The sequence below is a fragment of the Streptomyces sp. NPDC028722 genome, assembly GCF_040637655.1.
Classification (GTDB): Bacteria; Actinomycetota; Actinomycetes; order Streptomycetales; family Streptomycetaceae; genus Streptomyces.
The window spans coordinates 133336-157070 of record NZ_JBEZWU010000009.1; the positions used below are offsets into that span (position 1 = coordinate 133336).

General features: G+C 71.8%; 25 protein-coding genes and 4 tRNA genes. 23 read left to right on the plus strand and 6 right to left on the minus strand.

The annotated features are described in order from the left end of the window. The 4 genes from AB0F03_RS16785 (at nucleotide 1) to AB0F03_RS16800 (ending at nucleotide 4536) form a co-directional block, all read left to right on the plus strand. Nucleotides 1-1575, plus strand: coding sequence for an NADH-quinone oxidoreductase subunit M (locus tag AB0F03_RS16785; RefSeq protein WP_361991871.1), 1575 nt, complete (start codon nucleotides 1-3; stop codon nucleotides 1573-1575). After that, entirely contained in the window at nucleotides 1572-3095 is a 1524-nt protein-coding gene (locus AB0F03_RS16790; RefSeq protein WP_361991874.1) for an NADH-quinone oxidoreductase subunit N, read from the plus strand. The genes AB0F03_RS16785 and AB0F03_RS16790 overlap by 4 nt, the downstream gene beginning before the upstream one ends. Nucleotides 3096-3286: 191 nt before the next feature. Continuing rightward, entirely contained in the window at nucleotides 3287-4147 is an 861-nt protein-coding gene (htpX, locus tag AB0F03_RS16795; protein WP_361991877.1) for a zinc metalloprotease HtpX, read from the plus strand. After that, nucleotides 4144-4536 (plus strand): YccF domain-containing protein, encoded by a 393-nt coding sequence (locus AB0F03_RS16800; RefSeq protein WP_361991880.1) that lies wholly within the window; start codon nucleotides 4144-4146, stop codon nucleotides 4534-4536. The genes htpX and AB0F03_RS16800 overlap by 4 nt, the downstream gene beginning before the upstream one ends. A gap of 42 nt (nucleotides 4537-4578) precedes the next feature. Here the strand turns inward: AB0F03_RS16800 and AB0F03_RS16805 are convergent, their stop codons facing one another. Next, complete coding sequence (locus AB0F03_RS16805; protein WP_361991883.1) at nucleotides 4579-5832, minus strand: amino acid permease; 1254 nt, start codon at nucleotides 5830-5832, stop codon at nucleotides 4579-4581. 154 nt (nucleotides 5833-5986) lie between these two features. On the opposite strand from AB0F03_RS16805, the gene AB0F03_RS16810 reads away from it, so the two are divergent. Then, on the plus strand, nucleotides 5987-6253 hold the full coding sequence (locus AB0F03_RS16810; RefSeq protein WP_356824061.1) for a GlsB/YeaQ/YmgE family stress response membrane protein: 267 nt from the start codon (nucleotides 5987-5989) through the stop codon (nucleotides 6251-6253). A 69-nt stretch (nucleotides 6254-6322) separates the two neighbouring features. On the opposite strand, the gene AB0F03_RS16815 is transcribed toward AB0F03_RS16810, so the two are convergent. Continuing rightward, nucleotides 6323-6811 (minus strand): YajQ family cyclic di-GMP-binding protein, encoded by a 489-nt coding sequence (locus AB0F03_RS16815; protein ID WP_361991886.1) that lies wholly within the window; start codon nucleotides 6809-6811, stop codon nucleotides 6323-6325. Nucleotides 6812-7037: 226 nt separating this feature from the next. Between AB0F03_RS16815 and AB0F03_RS16820 the strand changes: the two genes are divergently transcribed. The 4 genes from AB0F03_RS16820 (at nucleotide 7038) to AB0F03_RS16835 (ending at nucleotide 8330) form a co-directional block, all read left to right on the plus strand. Continuing rightward, nucleotides 7038-7119, plus strand: a tRNA-Tyr gene (locus AB0F03_RS16820). A 136-nt stretch (nucleotides 7120-7255) separates the two neighbouring features. Then, the gene (locus AB0F03_RS16825; protein ID WP_361991889.1) at nucleotides 7256-7612 is read left to right on the plus strand and encodes a DUF6233 domain-containing protein; all 357 of its coding nucleotides are present in this window, start codon (nucleotides 7256-7258) and stop codon (nucleotides 7610-7612) included. A 44-nt stretch (nucleotides 7613-7656) separates the two neighbouring features. After that, entirely contained in the window at nucleotides 7657-7881 is a 225-nt protein-coding gene (locus AB0F03_RS16830; RefSeq protein ID WP_361991892.1) for a hypothetical protein, read from the plus strand. 236 nt (nucleotides 7882-8117) lie between these two features. Beyond that, on the plus strand, nucleotides 8118-8330 hold the full coding sequence (locus tag AB0F03_RS16835) for a hypothetical protein (protein WP_356818770.1): 213 nt from the start codon (nucleotides 8118-8120) through the stop codon (nucleotides 8328-8330). Nucleotides 8331-8537: 207 nt separating this feature from the next. Here AB0F03_RS16835 and AB0F03_RS16840 read toward each other — a convergent pair whose 3' ends face one another. Both AB0F03_RS16840 and AB0F03_RS16845 read right to left on the minus strand, forming a co-directional pair. After that, nucleotides 8538-9194 carry an NAD(P)H-binding protein gene (locus AB0F03_RS16840; RefSeq protein ID WP_361991895.1) on the minus strand — a complete coding sequence of 219 codons (657 nt, stop codon included), beginning with the start codon at nucleotides 9192-9194 and terminating at the stop codon, nucleotides 8538-8540. Between the two features lie 79 nt (nucleotides 9195-9273). After that, entirely contained in the window at nucleotides 9274-10536 is a 1263-nt protein-coding gene (locus AB0F03_RS16845) for an amidohydrolase family protein (RefSeq protein ID WP_361991898.1), read from the minus strand. Nucleotides 10537-10918: 382 nt separating this feature from the next. Between AB0F03_RS16845 and AB0F03_RS16850 the strand changes: the two genes are divergently transcribed. The 8 genes from AB0F03_RS16850 (at nucleotide 10919) to AB0F03_RS16885 (ending at nucleotide 15991) form a co-directional block, all read left to right on the plus strand. Beyond that, a tRNA-Thr gene (locus AB0F03_RS16850) sits at nucleotides 10919-10991 on the plus strand. Between the two features lie 46 nt (nucleotides 10992-11037). Next, a tRNA-Met gene (locus tag AB0F03_RS16855) sits at nucleotides 11038-11110 on the plus strand. A gap of 90 nt (nucleotides 11111-11200) precedes the next feature. After that, complete coding sequence (gene rpmG, locus AB0F03_RS16860; protein WP_003948671.1) at nucleotides 11201-11365, plus strand: 50S ribosomal protein L33; 165 nt, start codon at nucleotides 11201-11203, stop codon at nucleotides 11363-11365. 160 nt (nucleotides 11366-11525) lie between these two features. Beyond that, on the plus strand, nucleotides 11526-11978 hold the full coding sequence (locus AB0F03_RS16865; protein WP_361991901.1) for a MaoC family dehydratase N-terminal domain-containing protein: 453 nt from the start codon (nucleotides 11526-11528) through the stop codon (nucleotides 11976-11978). Between the two features lie 7 nt (nucleotides 11979-11985). Further along, nucleotides 11986-12414 (plus strand): MaoC family dehydratase, encoded by a 429-nt coding sequence (locus AB0F03_RS16870; RefSeq protein WP_361991904.1) that lies wholly within the window; start codon nucleotides 11986-11988, stop codon nucleotides 12412-12414. A 137-nt stretch (nucleotides 12415-12551) separates the two neighbouring features. Continuing rightward, nucleotides 12552-13121 carry a TetR/AcrR family transcriptional regulator gene (locus tag AB0F03_RS16875; RefSeq protein ID WP_361991907.1) on the plus strand — a complete coding sequence of 190 codons (570 nt, stop codon included), beginning with the start codon at nucleotides 12552-12554 and terminating at the stop codon, nucleotides 13119-13121. 121 nt (nucleotides 13122-13242) lie between these two features. After that, entirely contained in the window at nucleotides 13243-14706 is a 1464-nt protein-coding gene (locus tag AB0F03_RS16880; RefSeq protein ID WP_361991910.1) for an MFS transporter, read from the plus strand. Nucleotides 14707-14935: 229 nt separating this feature from the next. Further along, nucleotides 14936-15991, plus strand: a complete 1056-nt coding sequence (locus AB0F03_RS16885; RefSeq protein WP_361991913.1) for a UDP-N-acetylmuramate dehydrogenase — start codon at nucleotides 14936-14938, stop codon at nucleotides 15989-15991. Nucleotides 15992-16024: 33 nt separating this feature from the next. On the opposite strand, the gene AB0F03_RS16890 is transcribed toward AB0F03_RS16885, so the two are convergent. Together AB0F03_RS16890 and AB0F03_RS16895 are read right to left on the minus strand one after the other, a co-directional pair. Continuing rightward, entirely contained in the window at nucleotides 16025-17065 is a 1041-nt protein-coding gene (locus AB0F03_RS16890) for an adenosine deaminase (RefSeq protein WP_361991915.1), read from the minus strand. 128 nt (nucleotides 17066-17193) lie between these two features. Beyond that, the gene (locus AB0F03_RS16895; protein WP_361991918.1) at nucleotides 17194-18420 is read right to left on the minus strand and encodes a pyridoxal phosphate-dependent aminotransferase; all 1227 of its coding nucleotides are present in this window, start codon (nucleotides 18418-18420) and stop codon (nucleotides 17194-17196) included. A gap of 261 nt (nucleotides 18421-18681) precedes the next feature. On the opposite strand from AB0F03_RS16895, the gene AB0F03_RS16900 reads away from it, so the two are divergent. From AB0F03_RS16900 to AB0F03_RS16925, 6 genes are all read left to right on the plus strand, one after another. Next, nucleotides 18682-18754, plus strand: a tRNA-Trp gene (locus tag AB0F03_RS16900). Between the two features lie 106 nt (nucleotides 18755-18860). After that, nucleotides 18861-19145 carry a preprotein translocase subunit SecE gene (gene secE / locus AB0F03_RS16905; protein ID WP_121787390.1) on the plus strand — a complete coding sequence of 95 codons (285 nt, stop codon included), beginning with the start codon at nucleotides 18861-18863 and terminating at the stop codon, nucleotides 19143-19145. 80 nt (nucleotides 19146-19225) lie between these two features. Next, the gene (nusG, locus tag AB0F03_RS16910; RefSeq protein WP_361991922.1) at nucleotides 19226-20128 is read left to right on the plus strand and encodes a transcription termination/antitermination protein NusG; all 903 of its coding nucleotides are present in this window, start codon (nucleotides 19226-19228) and stop codon (nucleotides 20126-20128) included. A gap of 361 nt (nucleotides 20129-20489) precedes the next feature. Beyond that, the gene (rplK, locus tag AB0F03_RS16915) at nucleotides 20490-20924 is read left to right on the plus strand and encodes a 50S ribosomal protein L11 (RefSeq protein ID WP_361991925.1); all 435 of its coding nucleotides are present in this window, start codon (nucleotides 20490-20492) and stop codon (nucleotides 20922-20924) included. 100 nt (nucleotides 20925-21024) lie between these two features. Further along, the gene (gene rplA, locus AB0F03_RS16920) at nucleotides 21025-21750 is read left to right on the plus strand and encodes a 50S ribosomal protein L1 (protein ID WP_356818751.1); all 726 of its coding nucleotides are present in this window, start codon (nucleotides 21025-21027) and stop codon (nucleotides 21748-21750) included. Nucleotides 21751-21914: 164 nt separating this feature from the next. Further along, nucleotides 21915-22826 (plus strand): hypothetical protein, encoded by a 912-nt coding sequence (locus AB0F03_RS16925; RefSeq protein WP_361991928.1) that lies wholly within the window; start codon nucleotides 21915-21917, stop codon nucleotides 22824-22826. The last annotated feature ends 909 nt before the right edge of the window (nucleotides 22827-23735 follow it).

The window sequence follows — 23735 nt, forward strand, 5'->3', positions numbered from 1 at the left end:
GTGATCGGTATCAACGAGTCCGTGATGCAGTTCCTTCTGGCATTCGTCGTCGTCGGCCCGCTCCTCGGCGCCGTCGCCGCCCTCCTCCCGGCCCCGCCCGGACTGAAGGGGAAGTCGCCCGAGCAGGCCGTGCTGCGGCACGGCGTGACGGTCACCGGCGTGATCCTCGTCGCCGCGGTCGTCCTCGCGCTCGGCTTCGACCACGACCACCCGTCGAAGATGCAGGCCACGACCGACATCAGCTGGATCCCCGCGCTCGACGTGCGGATCCACCTCGGCACCGACGGCATCTCGCTCCCCCTTCTGGTCCTGACCGCGCTGCTGACCTTCCTCTGCGCGCTGTACTCCTACTTCAAGCCGCCGACGGGCCCGTCCCCGAAGGCGTACGTGGCGCTGCTGCTCCTGCTCGAGTCCGGCACCCTCGCGACCTTCGCCGTCCTCGACCTGCTGCTGTTCTTCCTGGCGTTCGAGACGGTGCTCATCCCGATGTACTTCCTCATCGCCCGCTGGGGCGGCGAGGGCCGGACCCGTGCCGCGTGGAAGTTCATCCTGTTCACGCTGCTCGGTTCCGTGGTCATGCTGCTCGGCCTGCTCCTGATCGGACTCAAGGCGGGCACATTCGACATGGTGGCACTCGCCACTGACAACGGCCGGTCGCTGACCGCGTCCGTGCAGGTCATCGCCGTTCTGGCGATCGGGATCGGGCTCGCGGTGAAGACGCCGATGTGGCCGCTGCACAGCTGGCTGCCCGACGCCCACACCGCCGCGCCGACCGTCGGCTCCGTCCTGCTGGCCGGGGTCCTGCTGAAGATGGGTACGTACGGGTTCGTCCGGATTCTTCTGCCGGTGGCCCCGCACGGCTTCCACACCTTCGCGCCATACCTCGCCGCGTTCGCCGTCGTCGGGATCATCTACGGATCCCTGGCCTGCCTGGCCCTCGCCCGGCGGGGCGCGAGAGGCGACCTCAAGCGCCTCATCGCCTACTCCTCCGTCGGCCACATGGGCTTCGTCCTGCTCGGCATCGCCACCATGACCCCGACCGGAGTGAACGGCGCCCTGTTCGCCAACATCGCCCACGGCCTCATCACCGGCCTGCTGTTCTTCCTGGTCGGCGGGGTGAAGGACCGCACCGGCACCACCGACCTCGACACCCTCGCCCAGGGGACCGGCGGCGCGCTGTACGGCAGGGCACCGCGGCTCGGCGGTCTGCTGGCCTTCGGCGCGGTCGCCTCCCTCGGCCTGCCCGGCCTCGCCGGGTTCTGGGGCGAGATGCTCGCCCTGTTCGGGTCGTTCCGGCCCGCCGCCGGCCTGAGCCGGCCGGCCTTCCTCACCTTCATGGCGATCGGCGCGTTCGGCACCCTGCTCACCGCCGCGTACATGCTGATCGTGGTCCGCCGCGTCTGCATGGGCGGCGCCGAGCGGGAAGTCCCGCGCCTCGCCGACGTCCACGGGTACGAGTTCGCCGCCTGGACCCCGCTCGTCACCCTCACCGTCGTCGCCGGACTGTGGCCGAGGGCCCTGCTCGGCCTCACCGATCCGGCCGTGCAGCAGCTCCTCGCAGGAGGCACCCGATGAGCGCCCTGGCCCAGCCGCTCGCCCAGTCGGTGGTCCAGTCCGTCGACTGGCTCGCCGTCGCCCCGCCCGTCGTCACCGCGGCCGTCGCTCTCGGTGTCCTCGTCGCCGACCTGTTCCTGCCCGAGCGCCGCAAGCCCGTCCTCGGCTGGGTGTCCGTCGCGGGTCTCGCCGCGGCGGCCCTGCTGCTCCTGCCCCTCCTGGACGGCGACCGCAGCACCTTCTGCACGGACGGCCACGCGCGCGCGTGCAGCTACACCGCCGACCACTTCACCCTCGTCATCCAGTTCCTCGTCCTCGGCGGCGCCCTGCTCGCCGCCCTGCTCTCCGTCACCCACCTGGACGACGAGCGGCGGCGCGTCCCGCCGGGCGAGTTCTGGTTCCTGCTGCTCTCCTCCGCCGCCGGCGCCGCCCTGCTGCCCGCCTCCCGCGACCTGGCCACCCTGATCGTCGCCCTGGAGGTCGCCTCCCTGCCCGCCTTCGCGCTCGTCGGCATCCGGCACGGCGACAAGCGGTCCTCCGAGGCCGCCCTGAAGTTCTTCCTGTCCTCGGTCACCGCCACCGCGGTCAGCCTGATGGGCGTCAGCTTCGTCTACGCCTCCACCGGCAGCCTCTACCTCAACCGGATCGCCCAGGCGCTGCCGCACGTCGACGGGCAGCTGCACACCCTCGCCCGGACCGGCGTCGTCCTCACCCTCGTCGGCTTCGCCTTCAAGACGGCCGCCGCCCCCTTCCACTTCTGGGTGCCCGACACCTACGTGGGCGCCCCGCTGCCCGTCGCCGCCTACCTGTCGGTCGTCGGCAAGGCGGTCGGCTTCTCCGGCCTCATCCTCGTCACCGTCGTCGCGTTCCCGTCGTACGCCGACGTCTGGGGGCCCGCGCTCGCCGTCCTGGCCGCCCTCACCATGACCGTCGGCAACGTCGCCGCCCTGCGCCAGCAGGCCACGCGCGCGTACAGCGCCGTACGGCTGCTCGCCTGGTCCTCCGTCGGCCAGGCCGGCTACCTGCTGGTGCCGATCGCCGCCGCCGGATACACCCGGGACGCCGAGAAGGCCATCGGCTCCACGGTCGCGTACGCCCTGATGTACGCCGCCGTGAACCTCGGTGCCTTCGCGGTGGCCGCCCTGGTGGGCCGCGACCGCGCACTGAACCGGATCAGCGACTACCGGGGCCTGTACGCCACCAACCCGCTCACCGCGCTGCTCCTGGCCTTCTTCCTGCTGTGCCTGGCCGGGCTCCCGCCGGGCATCATCGGCCTGTTCGCCAAGGTCACCGTGTTCTCGGCGGCCGTCGACGCGGGCCTCGGCTGGCTCGCCGCCGTCATGGCCGTCAACGTCGTCATCGCCCTCTTCTACTACCTCCAGTGGACGGCCCTGCTGTTCCGCGCCCCCGAGGGCCAGCCCGCCCGGCACCGCGTCCCGGCCCCCCTCACGGCCGCCCTCGCCCTCACCGGAGTGCTCGGCGTCGCCCTGTCGGGAGCACCGCAGCTGGTCCTCCGTTTCGCGGCCACCGGGCTCTTCTGAGAAGTCGCCACGCGCGCGCGGGGCACCCGTGCCGCCTCGCGCGCGCCGCGCCGTTCCGGCCCGCCACCCGTACGGCCGACGCGCGCCACCGCAGGCACCGGGGAACTCGCGACAGCCGCCTGGCGTTGTCACCAGCGGGAGGGTCCACTGGATCAGAGTGTTCCCCAGCTGTAAGACTTGGAGGGCGCACCGTGCACCGCCGGCACAACGGGCTCAGGACCGCCGTACTCCTCGGGGGACTGTCCGCACTCATCATCGTCATCGGCAGCTTCTTCGGACGCGCCGGACTGATCGTCGCGGTCATCGTCGCCCTGGGTACGAACGCGTACGCGTACTGGAACAGCGACAAGCTGGCGCTGCGCGCGATGCGGGCGCGCCCGGTCAGCGAGTTCGAGGCCCCGGCGTTGTACCGCATGGTGCGCGAGCTGTCCACGCAGGCCCGCCAGCCCATGCCCCGGCTGTACATCTCGCCGACGGAAGCCCCCAACGCCTTCGCGACCGGCCGCAACCCGCGCAACGCGGCCGTGTGCTGCACCGACGGCATCCTGCGCCTGCTGGACGAACGCGAACTGCGCGGCGTCATCGGCCACGAACTCAGCCACGTCTACAACCGGGACATCCTCATCTCCTCGGTCGCCGGCGCCCTCGCCTCGGTGATCATGTTCCTGGTCAACTTCGCCTGGCTGATCCCGATCGGCCGGTCGGACGACGACGACGGCCCCGGCCTGCTCGGCCTGCTGCTGATCATGATCCTCGGCCCGCTCGCCGCCACCCTGATCCAGCTGGCCATCAGCCGCTCCCGGGAGTACGAGGCGGACGCCTCGGGCGCCCAGCTGACCGGTGACCCGCTCGCCCTCGCCCGTGCCCTGCGCAAGCTGGAGACCGGCACCCAGCAGCTTCCGCTGCCCCCCGAGCCCCGGATCGAGACGGCGAGCCACATGATGATCGCCAACCCGTTCCGCCCGGGCCAGGGGCTGTCCAAGATGTTCTCCACGCATCCCCCGATGGCGGAGCGCATCGCCCGGCTCGAGAAGTTGGCAGGCCGTCAGTGAGAACCATCCTGAACGTCATCTGGCTCGTCCTGAGCGGCTTCTGGCTGTTCCTCGCCTACGTACTCGCCGGTGTCCTGCTGTGCGTCACGGTCATCGGCATCCCCTTCGGCGTCGCCGCATTCCGCATCGGCGTCTACGCCCTGTGGCCGTTCGGGTACACCACGGTCGAGCGCCGCGACGCGGGCGCCCCCTCCTGCGTCGGCAACGTCCTGTGGCTGGTCCTGGCCGGCTGGTGGCTGGCCCTCGCCCACATCGCCACCGGCATCGCCCTGTGCCTCACCGTCATCGGCATCCCGTTCGGCGTCGCCAACTTCAAGCTGATCCCGGTCTCCCTGCTGCCGCTGGGCCGCGAGATCGTCCGCACCGACGAACCGTTCGCGGCCCGCTGACGACGCCGGCACCGCCGCCCGGCCAGGTGCCCTGACGGTGCGTCACCGCCCGCGCCCGCCCGCCCACCGCCGCCGTACGCCGTAGGCCGCCACGCCCGCCAGGAGCACCCCGGCGCCCACGGCCACCGAGGCCACGGGCAGCGCGCACGCCAGCAGCGCGCAGCCCAGCAGACCCACCGCCGGCACCACACGCGACAGCGGGGCCCGGCTCAGCGTCCAGGCCGAAGCGTTGGCGACGGCGTAGTAAGCCAGCACGCCGAAGGACGAGAAGCCGATCGCGCCCCGCACGTCCACCGTCGCGGCCAGCACGGCCACCACCGCGCCCACGGCCGACTCCGCCCGGTGCGGCACCCCGAAGCGGGGGTGCACGGCCGCCAGCGCGCCCGGCAGGTGGCCGTCCCGGGCCATGGCGAGCGTCGTACGGGACACGCCGAGGACCAGCGAGAGCAGCGAGCCCAGCGCGGCGAGCGCCGCCCCGGCCCGCACCACCGGGACGAGCCCCGGCACCCCGGCCGCCCGCACCGCGTCGGCCAGCGGCGCCGCCGCCTGCCCGAGCCGGTCCGCCCCGAGGACGGCGAGCACCGCGACGGCCACGCACGCGTACACGGCCAGTGCGATCCCGAGAGCCGTCGGAACCGCCCGCGGAATCGTGCGCGCCGGATCGCGCACCTCCTCCCCGAGCGTGGCGATCCGCGCGTACCCGGCGAACGCGAAGAACAGCAGCCCGGCCGCCTGGAGCACCCCACCGGGCCCCGACGGGAGGCCGGCGGCCAGCCGGCCCGCGTCGGCCCGGCCTGAGGTGAGACACACGACGACCACCGCCGCGAGCACGGCGAGCACGACCGCCACGATCACCCGCGTCAGGAGCGCCGACTTCTGGACACCGCCGTAGTTCACGGCCGTCAGGGCCACCACGGCCGCGACCGCCACCACGTGCGCCTGCCCCGGCCAGACGTACACCCCGACGGTGAGCGCCATGGCCGCACAGGAGGCGGTCTTGCCGACCACGAACGCCCAGCCGGCGAGATACCCCCAGAAGGCGCCCAGCCGCTCCCTGCCGTACACGTACGTCCCGCCCGACGCCGGATGGCGGGCGGCGAGCCGGGCCGAGGACATGGCGTTGCAGTACGCCACCACGGCGGCCAGGGCCAGCCCGGGCAGCAGCCCGGGACCGGCCGCCCGCGCGGCGGGCCCCAGAGCCGAGAAGACACCGGCGCCGACCATGGCGCCGAGCCCCACCACCACGGCGTCCCGCACGCCCAGGGTGCGGCGCAGACCGGTCGCGGTACGTGTCATGCGCCGCACCCTACTGATCGCGGCAACCGCCGGACGGTCCCGCGGCGTCCTCTTCACCGACACGGCACGAACACGCGCGCGACGCGCAGCGGTCCTCGGCACGAACCCGGGGGCGGGACCGTGCGGACACAGCGCGGAAGGGCAGGTTCACGGCATGAGCATCATCGGTTGGATCATCCTCGGACTGCTGGCCGGAGCCATCGCCAAGGTCCTGCTGCCGGGCCGCGACCCCGGCGGCTTCATCGGTACGACCCTCATCGGCATCGCGGGCGCCTTCATCGGCGGCTGGATCTCCTCCCGCTGGCTCGACCACCCGATCAGCAAGCACTTCTACGACGGCCCCACCTGGGCGGCGGCCATCGGCGGCTCCCTGGTGCTGCTGATCGTCTACCGCCTGCTGTTCGGCAACTCACGGGACTGAGCACGGCACGACGACACGAAAAGGGCGGGCACCCCGGGTGCCCGCCCTTCGCGCTGCGTCGTCCCCGGCCTACCGGTAGTTCACGAACTGGAGCGCGAAGTCGAAGTCCTTGCCCTTCAGGAGGGCGATCACGGTCTGAAGGTCGTCGCGGCTCTTGGAGCTGACCCGCAGCTCGTCCCCCTGGACCTGGGCCTTCACGCCCTTGGGGCCCTCGTCGCGGATGATCTTCGCCACCTTCTTCGCGTTGTCCTGGGAGATGCCCTCCTCGATCGTCGCGAAGATCTTGTACTCCTTGCCGGAGAGCTGCGGCTCGCCCGCGTCCAGCGCCTTCAGGGAGATGCCGCGCTTGACCAGCTTGGACTGGAAGACGTCGAGGACGGCCTTCACCCGGTCCTCGGAGTTCGCCTCCATGAGGATCTTGTCACCCGACCACGCGATCGAGGCGCCCACGCCCTTGAAGTCGTAGCGCTGAGAGATCTCCTTGGCGGCCTGGTTGAGGGCGTTGTCGACCTCCTGCCGCTCGACCTTCGAGACGATGTCGAAACTGGAGTCGGCCATGTCCTGTGGCTCCTTGTATCGGGGTGCGTATCGGATGCGTGCCGGCGTGCGCGGCGGTGCCCGCCGGGCCCGGTGGGCACCGGGCCGCATCCGCACCAGCCTAGCCACCCCGAGGGCCGGAACGCGGCGATCAATCGGGTGGCGAAGCACCCCTGGGCATCGGGTATTGTTTACGTCGTTGCCGGGGAGCACCGCCGAAAGCGGGTGCGAACGGCAGCACAACCCCGGCGGTGTGCCCGAGCGGCCAAAGGGAGCAGACTGTAAATCTGCCGGCTCAGCCTTCCCAGGTTCGAATCCTGGCGCCGCCACACGGGAACGAGAGCCCCGTGATCTGCGAAAGCAGGTCACGGGGCTCTCGTCGTTGTGCTGTCCGGCCGGGCCGGTGGCCGGATCCGGGCGGGACCCGCTGTCGCGCTCCGTCCCCGCGGCACTAGAATCGAACGTGTGAACGAAGACCGTCCGCTGACGCGTCTCGACATGCTGCGCTTCGCCCGCCGTGTCGTCGAACACCAGGCTGCCCGGCAGCTCGCGCTGATGGACCGGTGGATCGCCGACGAGGAGCGCCGGGAGGCGGCCGGACGGCAGCGCCGGCCCGCCACCCGGCGGGCCGCCGCGGAGTGGGCCGTCGAGCGCGGGCTGAACGGCCGCAGCGCGGTGTACGTCCACGCCGGCGCCTGTACGGCCGCCGGCGGACGGGCGAAGGACGTGGACCGCGAGCAGGCGGTACGCGCACTCACCGAGGAAGGGGTCCCCGCGTGCCCGCTGTGCCGGCCGGACACCGCGCTGGGGATTCTCGAATGACCGGCCCGGGTGCGGGCCCGAGCCGTCCGGATGATGCTGGAGCCATGGCAGGGAAACGTCCGATCATCGTGCACCTGCCGTCCCCGACCGGCGGCCGCCGGGTCCGGGTGGACGGCGAGATCCTCGGCCTCGCGCACAACGTGCGGGACCTGGTGGAGTTCCTGCGCCGGGCGGGGCTGGAGATCGAGCCGGAAGAGGTCGCCGACTCACCGCTGATCGACTGGCGCGGAGTGGGACCCGACCGGTGGGAGGCGGAGACTCTGACCTGACGGCACGGCCCGCGGCCCGGCCCCACGCCGCGGCCGGCCTCATGCCGCCGGCCCGCGGCCCGGACCACGCCGCGGCCCCGCCTCCTGCCGCCGCCCGGCCCCACGCCGCTCCGCCCGGCTCCGCCGTCGCCTCCCCCCAGGCAGGCGCACGCAGTTGCCCCGGCCAGGCGCACCCGCCGCCCGCCCCGACCTCGGCGCAGGCGCGTCGGCGGTCCGTTCGGGGCACACTGGCGGGCATGTCCTCCCGACGCAGAACCTGCCCCGTGTGCCACCGCGAGATCGCCGTCGTCGCGGGCCGCTTCGCGCGGCACGACCCGCCCGGGACACGGGAGAGCGCCGGCCTAGTCTCCTGCGCCGGCTCCCGGCAGCCCGCACAGCTCGGGGCGGCCCAGCCGTCGCTGGACGGGTACGTCGTACCGGACTTTCCCGGGCAGTTGCCGTTGTTCTGACGCGGGGTCCGGGGCTGACGCGACGTCGGGACGCGGCACGGCGCGCCGGGTTGCGCGCCGCTGCGCGCAGTCCCGCCGACTCGTCAGCCCGTCAGCCCGTCAGCCCGTCAGCCCGTCAGCGCGTCAACCCGTCAGACCGTCAGCGCGTCAGCGCGCCGACTCGTCACCGCTCAGCGTGTACGACCGGTCGACGGCCGGCGACCGCCCTCAGTTCCCGGCCACCGACTTCACCGCGACCGTCACCGGCGTCGAACCGCTGACCAGTTCCAGCGTGAGCCCGGTCGTCGCCGGGGTGTCCACCAGCTCCGCGAGAACGGCCGCCACATCGTCCCGCGGGACCGTGCCAGGACCCGTGTGCGCCTCCAGCCGCACCAGCCCGGTACCCGGGTCGTCCGTCAGCGAACCGGGGCGCAGGATCGTCCAGTCGAGCGCCTCCTGCCGAGTGACGTACGCGTCGGCCTCGCCCTTGGCGCGCAGGTACACGTCGAAGATCCCGTCGCCCTGGTGCGCGGGATCCGCGCCCATCGAGGACACCACCACGAAGCGGCGCACACGCGCGCGAACGGCCGCGTCCGCGAACAGCACCGCCGCGCCCCGGTCCACGGTTTCCTTGCGGGCTTTACCGCTGCCCGGGCCCGCGCCGGCCGCGAAGACCGCCGCGTCCGCCCCCTGGAGGTGTGCCGCGACCTCCTCCACCGAGGCCGACTCCAGGTCCAGCAGGACCGGTTCGGCACCGGCGGCCCGCAGGTCGTCGCCCTGTTCGGCCTTGCGGATGATGCCCGCCACCTGCTCTCCGCGCGCGGAGAGCAGGCGCTCGAGCCGCAACGCGATCTGACCATGACCACCAGCAATGACAATGCGCATGATTCCGACCGTACGCCCGGGGGGACGCATCCGCCGCACGAGCGGACGCGCGAGCGCGGTGGCACGCGCGCGTGGACGTTCAGGACGGCTCGCCGCGCCCCTGCCGCGGGAGCCCCAGCTCCGCAGTGGCCGCCGAGTCGCAGTACTCGCGCACCGCGCTCGTCCGGGCCACCACCCGGCCCCGGTGCACCACGATCCGGCTGTAGGCCAGGGAGAGGGCGCCGGCGAGATGGTCACCGCGCACGGCGAGGAGTTCGGCGGGGAAACCCGCCTCCACGCGGACCTCGGGCAGGCCCAGGGCCGTACGGGCCGAGGCGCACACGGCGTCGTAGGCGTCCGGCGGGCGCAGGCCATGGGCGGAGGCGAGGAGGTAGGCGGCCTCCAGGGGATCGCCGCGGCCGACGGGGTTCGACACATCGCGCAGGGCGCCGCTGCCGGCCGCCACCCGCACCCCGGCCGCCCGCAGCAGCCGCACCGGAGCCGAGCCCCGCCGGTCGGCGCTGCCGCAGCCGCCCTGGGGCAGGCACACGACGGTCACACCGGCCGCCGCGAGCTGGTCGGCGACCCGGCGGGCGGCCTCGACGGGCAGGCGCGTCAGACCGGCGCAGGGTCCGATCGCCACGCCGGGGCGCAGGCCGCCGGCCATCGCCGCGAGCCGGGACAGCCGGGCGGGGTCGGCGGCGTCCGTGTGCAGGTCCACCGGACAGCCGTGTTCGGAGGCGACGTCCAGGACGGCCTCCACGTAGCCGGTGGGGTCCGGGTCCAGGTCCGGGCAGCCGCCCACCACGGAGGCGCCCATCTTCACCGCGTCCCGCAGCACCGCCAGCCCGTCGGCCCCGGCCACTCCGGTCAGCAGCCGGGGCATCGCCACCGCCGTCAGCTCCGCGAGCCCCCGCAGCGACCGCCGGGCCCGCAGGACCGCGCCCAGCGCGCCGAGCCCCTGGACGTCGCCGACGCGCACGTGCGCGCGTACCGCCGTCGCCCCGTGCCCGAGCTGGAGCAGGGACGCCTCCGTCACCCGGCGCTGGATGTCCTCGGGCGCGTACGACACCGGGCCGGGGCGCTCGGCGGTCAGGGCGGTGTCGCCGTGGGCGTGGGGTTCGGCCGGGGCCGGCAGGAGCAGGTAGCCGCTCAGGTCCACGCGCGCGGCGGCCGTGCGCGCCGGGCCCGGGGCGAGGCTGCCGGTCGTGCCCACCGCCTCGATGCGCCCGCCGCCCAGCCGTACGTCCACGGTCCGCCCGTCGGTGAGCCGGGCGCCGCTGAGCAGGAGGCCGCCCGCGTCGGCCGGCCAGGAGCCCGGCGAGTTCGACGGCGGGTGCGGCTGCGGCTGGCTGTCGGGCATCGCGCTCCAGGGTCGGGGCCGGGGGCTCGGTCGGGCCGGGGTCGGGGGATCCCGGGGCCGGACACGCCCCAAGATCACGCAGAGTGAGTCGAGCCTAGGGTGGCGAGCCGCGCGGGGCGCGTAGGAGCGCAATAGTCGTACCGGCGTGGTCCGCCCCAGGTGGTACGCGTGTCGCCCACCCGCGTGGCCCGTGCCGCGCACGACGACGCCCGGACGCGCGGCGGCACCGTCCACCACGGCCCTGGCCTGCCGCGCCCCGGTCCGGCGGGCACCCCGCCCGGGGCCGAGGAGGCCGGTGGGGGGCCCGGGAAGCGGGCCGCGATGGGCGGTGGGATACGGATTTGGGTGAACGGCGGCGGACCGTGTAATGTCTTCATCGCTCGCCCCAATAGCTCAGTCGGCAGAGCGTCTCCATGGTAAGGAGAAGGTCAACGGTTCGATTCCGTTTTGGGGCTCTGGTGTGAGAGGTTCCCGTCGCGAGACGGGAGCTGATCTCATCAAAGCGGTGTAGCTCAGTCGGTAGAGCAAGCGGCTCATAATCGCTGTGTCACCGGTTCAAGTCCGGTCACCGCTACTGACAGTAGCCGATTGCGGGGTCGGTCCTTCGATCGGCTACTCTTTCTTGCGTTGAACCAGTCCATCCGTTCGTCTTAGGAGCACTCACGTGGCTGCCACCGACGTCCGCCCGAAGATCACGCTGGCCTGCGTGGAGTGCAAGGAGCGGAACTACATCACCAAGAAGAACCGGCGTAACAACCCGGATCGTCTGGAGATGAAGAAGCACTGCCCGCGTTGCAATGCGCACACCGCGCATCGCGAAACGCGATAAATCAGGCTCGTCCGTGAGGCCGTCCCCTTCCGTGGGGGCGGCCTCACGGCGTTTCACCGGCCCGGCATCCCGCCTCGCCCGCGCCCGGCCCCCTGCGCATTCCGTGGCTGGCTTCCGGCTAATTTGGGGCCAGCACAGCAGACATCAGGAGGTGCGGGCCATGGCGCTCGACCAGTCCTTCGTGGGACGGACGTACCCGCCCACCGAGCCCTACGAAGTGGGCCGGGAGAAGATCCGCGAGTTCGCCGAGGCGGTGGGCGAGACCAACCCGGTGTACACCGACCCCGAGGCCGCCAAGGCGCTGGGTCATCCCGACGTGATCGCCCCGCCGACGTTCGTGTTCTCCATCACGTTCCGGGCCGCCGGTCAGGTCGTCCAGGACCCGCAGCTGGGACTGGACTACAGCCGGGTGGTGCACGGCGACCAGAAATTCGCCTACGCCCGTCCGGTCCGCGCGGGCGACCGGCTCACGGTCACCTCCACGATCGAGGCGATCAAGTCCCTCGCGGGCAACGACATCCTGGACGTCCGGGGTGAGGTGCACGACGAGACGGGCGAACGCGTCGTGACCGCCTGGACCAAGCTCGTGGCCCGCGCGGCCGAGGAGGCGTGAGGACACGATGACGGCGAAGATCGCGTACGACGACATCGAGGTCGGCACCGAGCTGCCCGCACAGAGCTTTCCCGTGACCCGCGCCACGCTCGTGCGGTACGCGGGTGCCTCCGGGGACTTCAACCCGATCCACTGGAACGAGAGGTTCGCCAAGGAGGTGGGCCTGCCGGACGTCATCGCGCACGGCATGTTCACCATGGCCGAGGCGATCCGGGTGGTCACCGACTGGACCGGGGACCCCGGCGCGGTCGTGGAGTACGGCGTCCGCTTCACCAAGCCCGTCGTCGTCCCGAACGACGACCAGGGCGCCCTCATCGAGGTCAGCGCCAAGGTCGCGGCCAAGCTGGACGACAACACCGTGCGCGTCGACCTGACCGCCATGAGCGGCGGCCAGAAGGTGCTGGGCATGTCCCGGGCGGTCGTGCGCCTGGCCTGACGGCCGGCAGCCTGCCTGGAGGTAAGGGGCGTCCTCCCTTGTGGGGCGCCCCTTACGCGCAGGGGGCGCCCCTCTACGCGTACGCCCCCGTGCGGTCGGGCCTTGCTCAGTTAGTGATTAAGTACTAACTTAGCCGCATGCCCAGGATGAGTGCAGAGGAGCGGCGCGAAAGTGTCGTCCGTGCGGCGACCGCCGAGTTCGCGCGCGGTGGTTACCACGGCACCTCCACGGAGGCGATCGCCCGACGGGTCGGTGTCTCGCAGCCGTATCTCTTCCGGCTCTTCCCGAGCAAGAAGGCCATCTTCCTGGCGGTGGCCGAACGCTGCGTGGAGGACACCATCCGGACCTTCGAGGAGGCCTCGGAGGGGTTGCGGGGAGAAGAGGCCCTGCATGCCATGGCGGACGCGTACACCAAGGTCATCGCGGAACGGCCGGAGCGGCTGATGATGCAGATGCAGATGTACGTCGCCGTGGCGTCCGCGGAGCAGGAGGGTGACCGCGAGTTCGGCGAGAGCGTGCGCGCCGGCTGGATGCGGCTGTGGGACACCGTACGGCTGGTGCTCGGCGCGGACGTCGACGGGACGACCCAGTTCCTGGCGTGCGGGATGCTCATCAACTGCCTCGTGGCCATGGGCTTCCCGCCCGGGCACCGGGTGTGGGAGGGGCTCTACCCGTCGGCCCGGCCCAAGGGCCACCTGAAGGCGTAGTGCGATCGGGAGGGCGTCACTTGTGCATCCTCCCGCCGGGCTTCGTAGTCCTCATGGGCCGTCCATGGGCCCGCAAGTTAGTCATTGATAACTAACCGGAATTGTCCGCTCAGGGGGAGCGATGCCACAGAAGACCGCAGCACCCGGCACCACCACACCGTCCCGCGCGGGAGCCGTGTGGGCCCTGGTCATCACCAGCGTCGCCGGCTTCATGGCGTCTCTGGACAACCTCGTCGTCACCACGGCGCTGCCCTCCATACGCCAGGACCTCGGCGGCGCGCTGGACGATCTGGAGTGGACCGTCAGCGCGTACACGCTCACCTTCGCCGTCCTGCTGATGACCGGCGCCGCGCTCGGCGACCGCTTCGGACGCCGCCGGCTCTTCGTGGCCGGACTCGCCGTCTTCACCGGTGCCTCCGCCGCCGCGGCCCTGGCACCCGGCATCGGCTCGCTGATAGCGGCCCGCGCGGTCCAGGGCGTCGGCGCGGCGGTGATGATGCCGCTCACCCTGACCCTGCTGACCGCCGCCGTCCCCGCGGCCAGGCGCGGCACCGTGTACGGCATCTGGGGCGCCGTCAACGGGCTCGCCGTCGCCTCCGGGCCGCTCATCGGCGGCAGCCTCACCGAGCACGTCTCCTGGCAGTGGATCTTCTGGCTGAACGTCCCGCTCGGTCTGGTCGCGCTGCCGCTCGCCCGGCTGCGTCTCACCGAGTCGTACGGCGCCGGCACCCGGCTCGACGTCCCCGGCACACTCCTCGCCAGCGGCGGCCTCTTCGGGATCGTCTACGGCCTGGTGCGCGGGCCCGCCGACGGCTGGACCGACCCGGTCGTCCTGACCGCGCTGACGGCGGGCGGGGCGCTGCTGGCGGGCTTCGTGCTCTACAGCTCGCGCGCCGCGGCCCCCATGCTGCCCATGCGGCTGTTCCGCTCCCGTGCCTTCGCCGGGATCAACGCGGCCGGCCTGCTGATGTTCGTCGGCATGTTCGGCTCGATCTTCCTGCTCAGCCAGTACATGCAGGGCGTGCTCGGCTACTCGCCCACCGAGGCGGGCCTCAGGATGCTGCCGTGGACCGGCATGCCGATGCTCGTCGCGCCCGTCGCCGGGATCCTCTCCGACCGCATCGGCGGCCGGCCGGTCGTCGCCGCGGGCCTGTTCCTCCAGGCGGCCGGCCTCGGCTACCTGGCCCGGGTGGCCACCACGGACGCCTCCTACGCCGTCCAGCTGCCCGCCCTGATCATCAGCGGCGTCGGCATGGCCCTGTACTTCGCCCCGGCCGCCGACCTGGTCATGTCCAGCGTCCGCCCCCAGGAGCAGGGCATCGCCTCCGGTGCGAACAACGCCCTGCGCGAGGTGGGCGGCGCGCTCGGCATCGCCGTCATGGCGTCGATCTTCTCCGCGCGGGGTGGCTACGGCTCCGCGCAGTCCTTCGTGGACGGGCTGCGGCCGGCCCTGGTCACCGGCTCGGCGGTGGTCGCCCTCGCCGCGGTCGCGGCGCTGCTGATCCCGGGCCGCCGCGGCGCCGGCCGGTCGGCGCGGGCGGCCGGACAGCCCTCGGCACCGGTCCTGGAGACCACCTCCGGCTGACCCGGCACCCGTAGGGGAGACGGCGACCGCGGAAGGAACAGCGAGCACGCGCGCGTGGGCCACGACAGGCCCACGCGCGCGTGGCGGTTCGCCGCCTCGTGCCTTTCCCGGCCCCGCGACATCAGCGGGACACACGGGGGAGGGGCCCCGGCCCGGCGCCGAGCCGTTCACGTGCGTGCGGCATACGGGGCGATCGGAGGTGTCGGAGCCGTCTCGTAGTCTTGGGCCCGTGCAGGTACTCCACGACGCCCCCCTCGCCCCGCTGACCACCTTCCGGCTGGGCGGTCCCGCGACGCGACTGCTGACCGCCACGACCGACGCCGAGGTGATCGCCGCCGTCCGCGACGCCGACGACAGCGGCACGCCGCTGCTGGTGATCGGCGGCGGATCGAACCTGGTCATCGGCGACAAGGGCTTCGACGGCACCGCCCTGCGCATCGCCACGCGCGGTGCCGAACTGCGCGGCACCAGCCTGGAACTGGCGGCCGGCGAGGTGTGGACCGACGCCGTGGCCCGCACCGTCGAGGCCGGACTCGCCGGAATCGAGTGCCTGGCCGGCATTCCCGGATCCGCGGGCGCCACGCCGGTCCAGAACGTGGGGGCCTACGGCCAGGAGGTGTCCTCGACGATCACCGAGGTGATCGCCTACGACCGGCGTGCCGGCGAGACCGTCACCCTGGCCAACGAGGAGTGCGTCTTCTCCTACCGCCACAGCCGGTTCAAGGCCGACCCCGAGCGCTACGTCGTGCTCCGGGTCCGCTTCGAGCTGGAGGACGTCGGCGGGATGTCCGCGCCGGTGAAGTACGCCGAAGCGGCGCGCGCGCTCGGTGTCGGGCCCGGCGACCGGGTGCCGCTGGCCGACGCCCGTGCGACCGTGCTGAAGCTGCGCGCGGGCAAGGGCATGGTGCTGGACGCCGAGGACCACGACACCTGGTCGGCCGGGTCCTTCTTCACCAACCCGATCCTCACCGACGAGCAGTTCGCCGCGTTCCACGCGCGCGTGCGCCGGCGGCTGGGCGACGGCGTCGAGCCGCCCGCCTACCCCGCGGGACAGGGCCGCACCAAGACGTCCGCGGCCTGGCTGATCGACAAGGCCGGCTTCACCAAGGGCTACGGCACCGGGCCCGCCCGCATCTCCACCAAGCACACCCTCGCCCTCACCAACCGGGGCGACGCCACCACCGAGGACCTGCTGGCCCTCGCCCGCGAGGTGGTCGCCGGCGTCCGCGAGGCCTTCGGCGTCACGCTGGTCAACGAGCCGGTGACGGTCGGCGTCAGCCTGTAGCCGTACCGGCCAGGCGGCCCGCCCGCCCGCGCGTCAGGCCGCCGGGCGGGTCAGCCAGTCGTCCACGCCGGCCAGCAGCCGCGCCTTGACGTCCTGCGGGGCGGCCGAACCCCGTACGGACTGCCGGGCCAGCTCCGCGATCTCGGCATCCGTGAAGCCGTGCGCATGGCGGGCGATCTCGTACTGGGCGGCCAGCCGGGAGCCGAACAGCAGCGGGTCGTCGGCGCCCAGCGCCATCGGGACGCCCGCCTCGAAGAGAGTGCGCAGCGGGACGTCCTCCGGCTTCTCGTACACACCGAGCGCCACGTTCGAGGCCGGGCAGACCTCGCAGGTCACGCCGCGGTCGGCCAGCCGTTTCATCAGCCGCGGGTCCTCGGCGGCGCGCACCCCGTGCCCGAGCCGCGTGGCGTGCAGGTCGTCCAGGCAGTCCCGGACGGACGCCGGGCCGCTCAGCTCGCCGCCGTGCGGCGCCGACAGCAGGCCGCCCTCGCGCGCGATGTGGAAGGCCCGGTCGAAGTCGCGCGCCAGGCCCCGCCGCTCGTCGTTGGACAGCCCGAAGCCGACCACGCCCCGGTCCGCGTACCGCACCGCGAGGCGGGCCAGCGTGCGGGCGTCCAGCGGGTGCTTCATACGGTTCGCGGCGACCAGCACGCGCATGCCGAGGCCGGTGTCCCGGGAGGCCGTGTCCACCGCGTCCAGGATGATCTCCAGCGTCGGGATCAGTCCGCCGAGCCGCGGCGCGTACGACGTCGGGTCCACCTGGATCTCCAGCCAGCCCGAGCCGTCCTTCAGGTCCTCCTCGGCGGCCTCCCGCACCAGCCGCCGGATGTCCTCCGGCTCACGCACACAGGAGCGGGCCGCGTCGTACAGCCGCTGGAAACGGAACCAGCCCCGCTCGTCCGTGGCCCGCAACTTGGGCGGTTCCCCGCTGGTGAGGGCCTCCGCCAGCGTCTCGGGCAGATGTACTCCGTACTTGTCGGCCAGTTCCAGAACCGTCCCCGGCCGCATCGAGCCGGTGAAGTGCAGGTGCAGATGGGCCTTCGGCAGCTCAGAGAGATCACGTACACGCTCCATTCCCAGATCCTGCCGTATGTCCCTGCCGTCCCGGTAGCCGTTTCCCCGTTCGTGGTCTTGTCCGCACACAGAAGCGGGCCGCCTCCCCGGTGGAAAACGGCCCGCACGCGCGCGTGGAAGGAGAGGAACTAGTCCCGCGCCTCCGCCAGCAGCTTCTGCATCCGGCTCACGCCCTCGACGAGGTCCTCGTCGCCGAGCGCGTACGACAGCCGCAGGTAGCCCGGCGTGCCGAAGGCCTCACCCGGGACGACCGCGACCTCGGCCTCCTCCAGGATCAGCGCGGCCAGCTCGACGGTGTCCTGCGGGCGCTTGCCGCGGATCTCCTTGCCGAGCAGGTCCTTGACCGACGGGTAGGCGTAGAAGGCGCCCTCGGGCTCCGGGCAGACCACGCCGTCGATCTCGTTGAGCATCCGCACGACGGTCCTGCGGCGCCGGTCGAAGGCCTCGCGCATCTGCGCCACGGCCTCCAGACCGCCGGAGACGGCGGCCAGCGCCGCCACCTGGGCCACGTTGGAGACGTTGGAGGTGGCGTGCGACTGAAGGTTCGTCGCGGCCTTGACCACGTCCTTCGGGCCGATGACCCAGCCCACGCGCCAGCCGGTCATGGCGTACGTCTTCGCCACTCCGTTGACCACGATGCACTTGTCGCGCAGCTCGGGCAGGAGCGCGGGCAGCGACACCGAGACGGCGTCGCCGTAGACCAGGTGCTCGTAGATCTCGTCGGTCAGCACCCACAGGCCGTGCTCGACGGCCCAGCGGCCGATCGCCTCGGTCTCGGGCTCGGAGTACACCGCGCCGGTCGGGTTGGACGGGGAGACGAACAGCACGACCTTCGTCTTCTCCGTGCGCGCCGCCTCCAGCTGCTCGACCGAGACCCGGTAGCCCGTCGTCTCGTCGGCGACGACCTCCACCGGGACACCGCCGGCCAGACGGATCGACTCCGGGTACGTCGTCCAGTACGGCGCGGGGACGATGACCTCGTCGCCCGGGTCGAGGATGGCGGCGAACGCCTCGTAGATGGCCTGCTTGCCGCCGTTGGTGACGAGGATCTGCGAGACGTCGGGCTCCCAGCCGGAGTCGCGCAGCGTCTTCGCGGCGATCGCGGCCTTCAGCTCGGGCAGGCCGCCGGCCGGCGTGTAGCGGTGGTACTTGGGGTTCTTGCAGGCCTCGACGGCCGCCTCGACGATGTAGTCCGGGGTCGGGAAGTCGGGCTCACCGGCGCCGAAGCCGATCACCGGACGACCGGCGGCCTTCAGGGCCTTGGCCTTGGCATCCACGGCGAGGGTGGCGGACTCGGAGATCGCGCCGACGCGGGCGGAGACCCGGCGCTCGGTGGGAGGGGTTGCAGCGCTCATGGGGCCCATCGTTCCAGACCGGAAATGTCCGCGGCACACGGGTTTCACAGACTGAACAGCTACGGGTCGAGTCGTGAACACGGGTCCGAATCCGGCCCCCGGCCAGGACGATCTTCGGTCAAGGGCTCCCGGACGGGCGCTTTCTGTTCGACGCCGGGCCACGGACCACGTACACTCTCACCTCGTTGGCCTTCAGCAGCCGCGTTCCAGCCGGTGCACACCGAGCATCCGGCCGGATGCGGTACGTTGGTGGGCAAACAAAGGGTCGTAGCTCAATTGGTAGAGCACTGGTCTCCAAAACCAGCGGTTGGGGGTTCAAGTCCCTCCGGCCCTGCTACACACACCGCCAGGATGTGTGCGCATGTACGTCCAGCAATGCACCGCCGTGCGGCTCAGAAACCGGGCGCGGCACGGCCACGACCCGGGATCAGGTGAGGACTATGACGGACGCCGTGGGCTCCATCGATACGCCTGATGCCCAGGACGAGGTGCCCGAGTCCAAGAAGGCCCGCAAGGGCGGCAAGCGCGCCAAGAAGGGCCCGCTGAAGCGCCTGGCCACCTTCTACCGCCAGATCGTCGCGGAACTCCGCAAGGTCGTCTGGCCGTCACGCAACCAGCTGACGTCGTACACCACCGTGGTGATCTTCTTCGTCGCCATCATGATCGCGCTGGTGACCGTGATTGACTATGGGCTCAACCACGCGGCCAAGTACGTTTTCGGCTGAGCCAAAAGCGAAGGGCGCCGTGGTACCGGCGCCCGTTTTCGCATGTACCACCCCTATGTATCCAGGAAGAAGCAGCCATCGTGTCTGACCCGAACCTGAACGACGCCATCGAGCCGGACAAGTCGGTGGATGACGAACTCGACATCGTCGAGGGCGCGGACGAACAGGACGAGTTCGAGGCTGCCGAGGCCGAGTCGGGCGAGCCGGCCGAAGAGGCCGCCCTGCACGTCGAGGACGAAGACGGCGATGACGCCGACGAGGCCGACGAGGAGATCGCCGTCGCGGAAGCCGACGAGGACGCCCCCGTCGACGAGACCGACGAGGACGCCGTCGCGGAGGTCGCCGACGAGGAGCCGGCCGCGCCCGTCGACCCGATCCAGGCCCTGCGTGAAGAGCTGCGCTCCCTGCCCGGCGAGTGGTACGTCATCCACACCTACGCCGGTTACGAGAACCGCGTGAAGACCAACCTGGAGCAGCGCGCCGTCTCGCTGAACGTCGAGGACTACATCTTCCAGGCCGAGGTGCCGCAGGAAGAGGTCGTCCAGATCAAGAACGGCGACCGCAAGACGATCAAGCAGAACAAGCTGCCGGGTTACGTCCTGGTCCGCATGGACCTCACCAACGAGTCCTGGGGCGTCGTCCGCAACACCCCGGGCGTCACCGGCTTCGTCGGCAACGCCTACGACCCGTACCCGCTGACCCTGGACGAGATCGTCAAGATGCTCGCCCCGGAGGCCGAGGAGAAGGCCGCCCGCGAGGCCGCCGAGGCCGAGGGCAAGCCCGCCCCGCAGCGCAAGGTCGAGGTCCAGGTGCTGGACTTCGAGGTCGGCGACTCGGTCACCGTCACCGACGGCCCGTTCGCCACGCTCCAGGCGACCATCAACGAGATCAACCCCGACTCGAAGAAGGTCAAGGGCCTCGTGGAGATCTTCGGCCGCGAGACGCCGGTCGAGCTGTCCTTCGACCAGATCCAGAAGAACTGAGCATCGCCCCGAGGGCGCCCCACCGGTGACAACCGGGCCGGGGCGCCCTCGGCGTGTGCGCAGCGGGTGCCGGCGGGCCTTCGAGGGCCGCACCCGGTGAGCGGCAACGAGTCGCGCGCAGGGTGCCCCGGGTGCGCCGGACCCTCCCCGCGCCGGACGCTACGCCCCCTCCCGTGCTGCCCGCCGGAGCCGCGTGACCGACGGCCCGGACGTTCCGCGCAAGCCGCCTGACCTGGACGATTTCTTGTCCCGAGGGGACAGCGGCTATCGTTGTGCGGTATGCCATCTGCGGGATCGTGCACGGCATGGATCCGGATGACGCGGATGGCAGTCAACCTCTCAGCAAGGACCCGGAGAGAGCATGCCTCCCAAGAAGAAGAAGGTCACGGGGCTTATCAAGCTCCAGATCAACGCCGGTGCGGCGAACCCGGCTCCGCCGGTCGGCCCCGCGCTGGGCCAGCACGGCGTCAACATCATGGAGTTCTGCAAGGCCTACAACGCCGCGACCGAGTCGCAGCGTGGCTGGGTGATCCCGGTGGAGATCACGGTCTACGACGACCGCTCCTTCACCTTCGTCACCAAGACGCCGCCGGCCGCGAAGATGATCCTCAAGGCCGCTGGGGTCGAGAAGGGCTCGGGCGAGCCGCACAAGACCAAGGTCGCCAAGATCACCCAGGCGCAGGTCCGCGAGATCGCCGAGACCAAGATGCCCGACCTGAACGCCAACGACCTGGACGCCGCGTCGAAGATCATCGCCGGCACCGCCCGCTCCATGGGCATCACGGTCGAGGGCTGAACCCCACCCCCAGCAGTCATGCGGCCGTAGCCGGTCGCACGTGGCAGGGCCTGCTCGGCCCAGGGACCACGACTCCTTTCAGAACACACAGGAGCAAGTTGTGAGCAAGCGCAGCAAGGCTCTCCGCGCTGCGGACGCCAAGATCGACCGGGAGAAGCTGTACGCCCCGCTCGAGGCCGTCCGTCTCGCCAAGGAGACCTCCACGTCCAAGTTCGACGGCACCGTCGAGGTCGCCTTCCGTCTGGGTGTCGACCCGCGTAAGGCCGACCAGATGGTCCGTGGCACCGTGAACCTTCCGCACGGCACCGGTAAGACCGCCCGGGTCCTGGTCTTCGCGACCGGCGACCGTGCCGAGGCCGCGCGTGCCGCGGGCGCCGACATCGTCGGCGCCGACGAGCTGATCGACGAGGTGGCGAAGGGCCGTCTGGACTTCGACGCCGTCGTCGCCACCCCGGACCTCATGGGCAAGGTCGGCCGTCTCGGCCGCGTCCTCGGCCCGCGTGGTCTGATGCCGAACCCGAAGACCGGCACCGTGACCCCGGACACCGCCAAGGCCGTGACCGAGATCAAGGGCGGCAAGATCGAGTTCCGCGTCGACAAGCACTCGAACCTGCACTTCATCATCGGCAAGACGTCGTTCGACGACACCAAGCTGGTGGAGAACTACGGCGCCGCGCTGGAGGAGATCCTCCGGCTGAAGCCGTCCGCCGCCAAGGGTCGCTACATCAAGAAGGCCGCGATCAGCAGCACGATCGGCCCCGGTGTCCCGGTCGACCCGAACCGCACCCGCAACCTCCTCGTCGAGGAGGACCCGGCCGCCGTCTGAGCCCTCCGCTCAGCCCGGTAGCCGCGTCAGGTACGCGTAAGAAAAGGGCGGGCCCTGCAACCTTCGAGGTGCGGGGCCCGTCCTTTCTTTGTGCGAGCTTTCGTACGACTGTCAGTGGCCTGGGTTACGGTGCAGGCACAGGACTCCAACAGGGGCGGGACCAGATGAACAGCACGACCGTGCGCCGTACGACCCTTTCCATCGCGGTGGTGGCCGCGCTGACCGGGGTGGCCGCCTGCGGCTCCTCGCACTCGGACAAGGACGGAGGCGACGCGGCCGGCAAGGGCGTGACGCATGTCAGCCCCATAGCCGCTTTGCGCGCCGCGGAGCAGTCCACCGACAAGGCCGACTCGGCCAAGGTGCGCTCCAGCACGTCCGTCGGCAAGCTGATGGCGATGACGGCGAACGGCGCGCTGACCTGGTCCGGGGGTCTCAAGGGCAACCTCACCATCACGTACACCGGCGGCCGGATGGCCGAGATGATGAAGAAGGCCGGCACCTCGTCGATGGAGGCCCGGTACCTTTCGGACGCCTACTACGCGCACATGAGCGACGCGTACGCCCAGCAGACGGGCGGCAAGCACTGGCTCAGGTACTCGTACGACGACCTCGCCAAGCTCGGCGGCGCCTCCGGTTCGTACATGAAGGACCAGATCCAGAACGCGACGCCGAACCAGTCCGTGAAGCTGCTGCTGGCCTCCGGCGACGTCAAGAAGGTCGGCGAGGAGACGGTCTCCGGCGCCCACACCACGCACTACTCGGGCAAGGTGAACGTCGCCGACCTCGCGGGGAAGACGAGCGACCTCAGCGCCGAGCAGCTGTCGGCCCTGAAGAAGCAGCTGACCCAGGCGGGTGTCACCACCGAGACCGTCGACCTGTGGATCGACGGCGACAACCTGCTCGTCAAGAAGACCGAGAAGGCCGACACGGCCAACGGCGCCATGACGAACACCACCTTCTTCAGCGACTACGGCGTGAAGGTCACCGCCGAGGCGCCTCCGGCGAGCGACACCAAGGACTTCGCCGACCTCCTGAAGTCCGCGACGGGCGGCACCGGTACCGGCACCGTCTCCTGACCAGCGGCGTGAGCACGGACCCGGTCCCGGGTCCGTGCCCGCGCCGGGGCACGCGGTGACCGCCCCCGGCCGTGAACACGGCGTACGGCACCCGCACGCATCGCGCAAGGGCCCGGCTCCGGGCACAGACGGCGTCTGAAACACCGCCGCCGCCCTCCGGGCCGGCCCTGCGGCCCCTGGGCACATGCCCCCCCACACCGGCTCGTCGTGCTCCGCTCTCCACTGCACACCGGCCCGGTGAGGACAACGACACACCGGCAGATAGCCGCAGACCCCCACCAGCACCCGGCCACGCGGAACACCGGCACCCGGCGCCGCGGCGGTGCCGGCAGCAAGCCCCAGGCCCCACCGGCAGAAGCCGCAGGTCAGTCCGGCAGCGGACCGTGGGGCGCACCGGCGGGAGCCGCAGGCCAGTCCGGCAGCAAGCCCCAGGCCCCACAGGCGGGAGCCGCAGGCCAGTCCGGCAGCGAGCCCCAGGGCCCACCGGCGGGAGCCGCACGCCAGTCCGGCAGCGAGCCCCAGGCCGTACCGGCGGGAGCCGCAGGTCAGCGGCACCAGGCCGCGCGGCGCACCGGCAGTAGCCGCAGTCCCGCACCGGCCGCCGGCCGTGCGGCGCGCCGGCAGGAACCCGTCCCGCAGCCCCCCGGCCGGAGACCGTGCCCGGCCGGGAACGGGCCGATTTGCTCGACGGCGTCCCGGTCCCGTACTCTCCTGAAGAAGCCAAAGACCGCTGGTCGTTGCCGTGCCCTCGAATGAGGATGCGGTGGCCGAAGGATCCGCTGACAAGTGGACGACCCGCGCAGGTGACCGTGGAAGATCTCCTGGAGCACACGCAGCGACGTGTGCATCCGGTCGAGTCCGCCCCGTGCGCCTGCGCCGGGGCGTTTCGTTTTCCCAGTCCTCCTTCGG

What these genes read in the sequence shown, in the direction of transcription:
- AB0F03_RS16845 (WP_361991898.1), bottom strand. Translation starts at nt 10,536, where the DNA reads ATGCCCGACAGCCAGCCGCAGCCGCACCCGCCGTCGAACTCGCCGGGC.
- secE (WP_121787390.1), top strand. Translation starts at nt 18,861, where the DNA reads ATGACGGACGCCGTGGGCTCCATCGATACGCCTGATGCCCAGGACGAG.
- AB0F03_RS16830 (WP_361991892.1), top strand. Translation starts at nt 7,657, where the DNA reads ATGGCAGGGAAACGTCCGATCATCGTGCACCTGCCGTCCCCGACCGGC.
- AB0F03_RS16810 (WP_356824061.1), top strand. Translation starts at nt 5,987, where the DNA reads ATGAGCATCATCGGTTGGATCATCCTCGGACTGCTGGCCGGAGCCATC.
- AB0F03_RS16925 (WP_361991928.1), top strand. Translation starts at nt 21,915, where the DNA reads ATGAACAGCACGACCGTGCGCCGTACGACCCTTTCCATCGCGGTGGTG.
- AB0F03_RS16815 (WP_361991886.1), bottom strand. Translation starts at nt 6,811, where the DNA reads ATGGCCGACTCCAGTTTCGACATCGTCTCGAAGGTCGAGCGGCAGGAG.
- AB0F03_RS16790 (WP_361991874.1), top strand. Translation starts at nt 1,572, where the DNA reads ATGAGCGCCCTGGCCCAGCCGCTCGCCCAGTCGGTGGTCCAGTCCGTC.
- rplK (WP_361991925.1), top strand. Translation starts at nt 20,490, where the DNA reads ATGCCTCCCAAGAAGAAGAAGGTCACGGGGCTTATCAAGCTCCAGATC.
- AB0F03_RS16880 (WP_361991910.1), top strand. Translation starts at nt 13,243, where the DNA reads ATGCCACAGAAGACCGCAGCACCCGGCACCACCACACCGTCCCGCGCG.
- AB0F03_RS16890 (WP_361991915.1), bottom strand. Translation starts at nt 17,065, where the DNA reads ATGGAGCGTGTACGTGATCTCTCTGAGCTGCCGAAGGCCCATCTGCAC.
- AB0F03_RS16865 (WP_361991901.1), top strand. Translation starts at nt 11,526, where the DNA reads ATGGCGCTCGACCAGTCCTTCGTGGGACGGACGTACCCGCCCACCGAG.
- AB0F03_RS16840 (WP_361991895.1), bottom strand. Translation starts at nt 9,194, where the DNA reads ATGCGCATTGTCATTGCTGGTGGTCATGGTCAGATCGCGTTGCGGCTC.
- AB0F03_RS16870 (WP_361991904.1), top strand. Translation starts at nt 11,986, where the DNA reads ATGACGGCGAAGATCGCGTACGACGACATCGAGGTCGGCACCGAGCTG.
- AB0F03_RS16805 (WP_361991883.1), bottom strand. Translation starts at nt 5,832, where the DNA reads ATGACACGTACCGCGACCGGTCTGCGCCGCACCCTGGGCGTGCGGGAC.
- AB0F03_RS16835 (WP_356818770.1), top strand. Translation starts at nt 8,118, where the DNA reads ATGTCCTCCCGACGCAGAACCTGCCCCGTGTGCCACCGCGAGATCGCC.
- AB0F03_RS16875 (WP_361991907.1), top strand. Translation starts at nt 12,552, where the DNA reads ATGCCCAGGATGAGTGCAGAGGAGCGGCGCGAAAGTGTCGTCCGTGCG.
- AB0F03_RS16895 (WP_361991918.1), bottom strand. Translation starts at nt 18,420, where the DNA reads ATGAGCGCTGCAACCCCTCCCACCGAGCGCCGGGTCTCCGCCCGCGTC.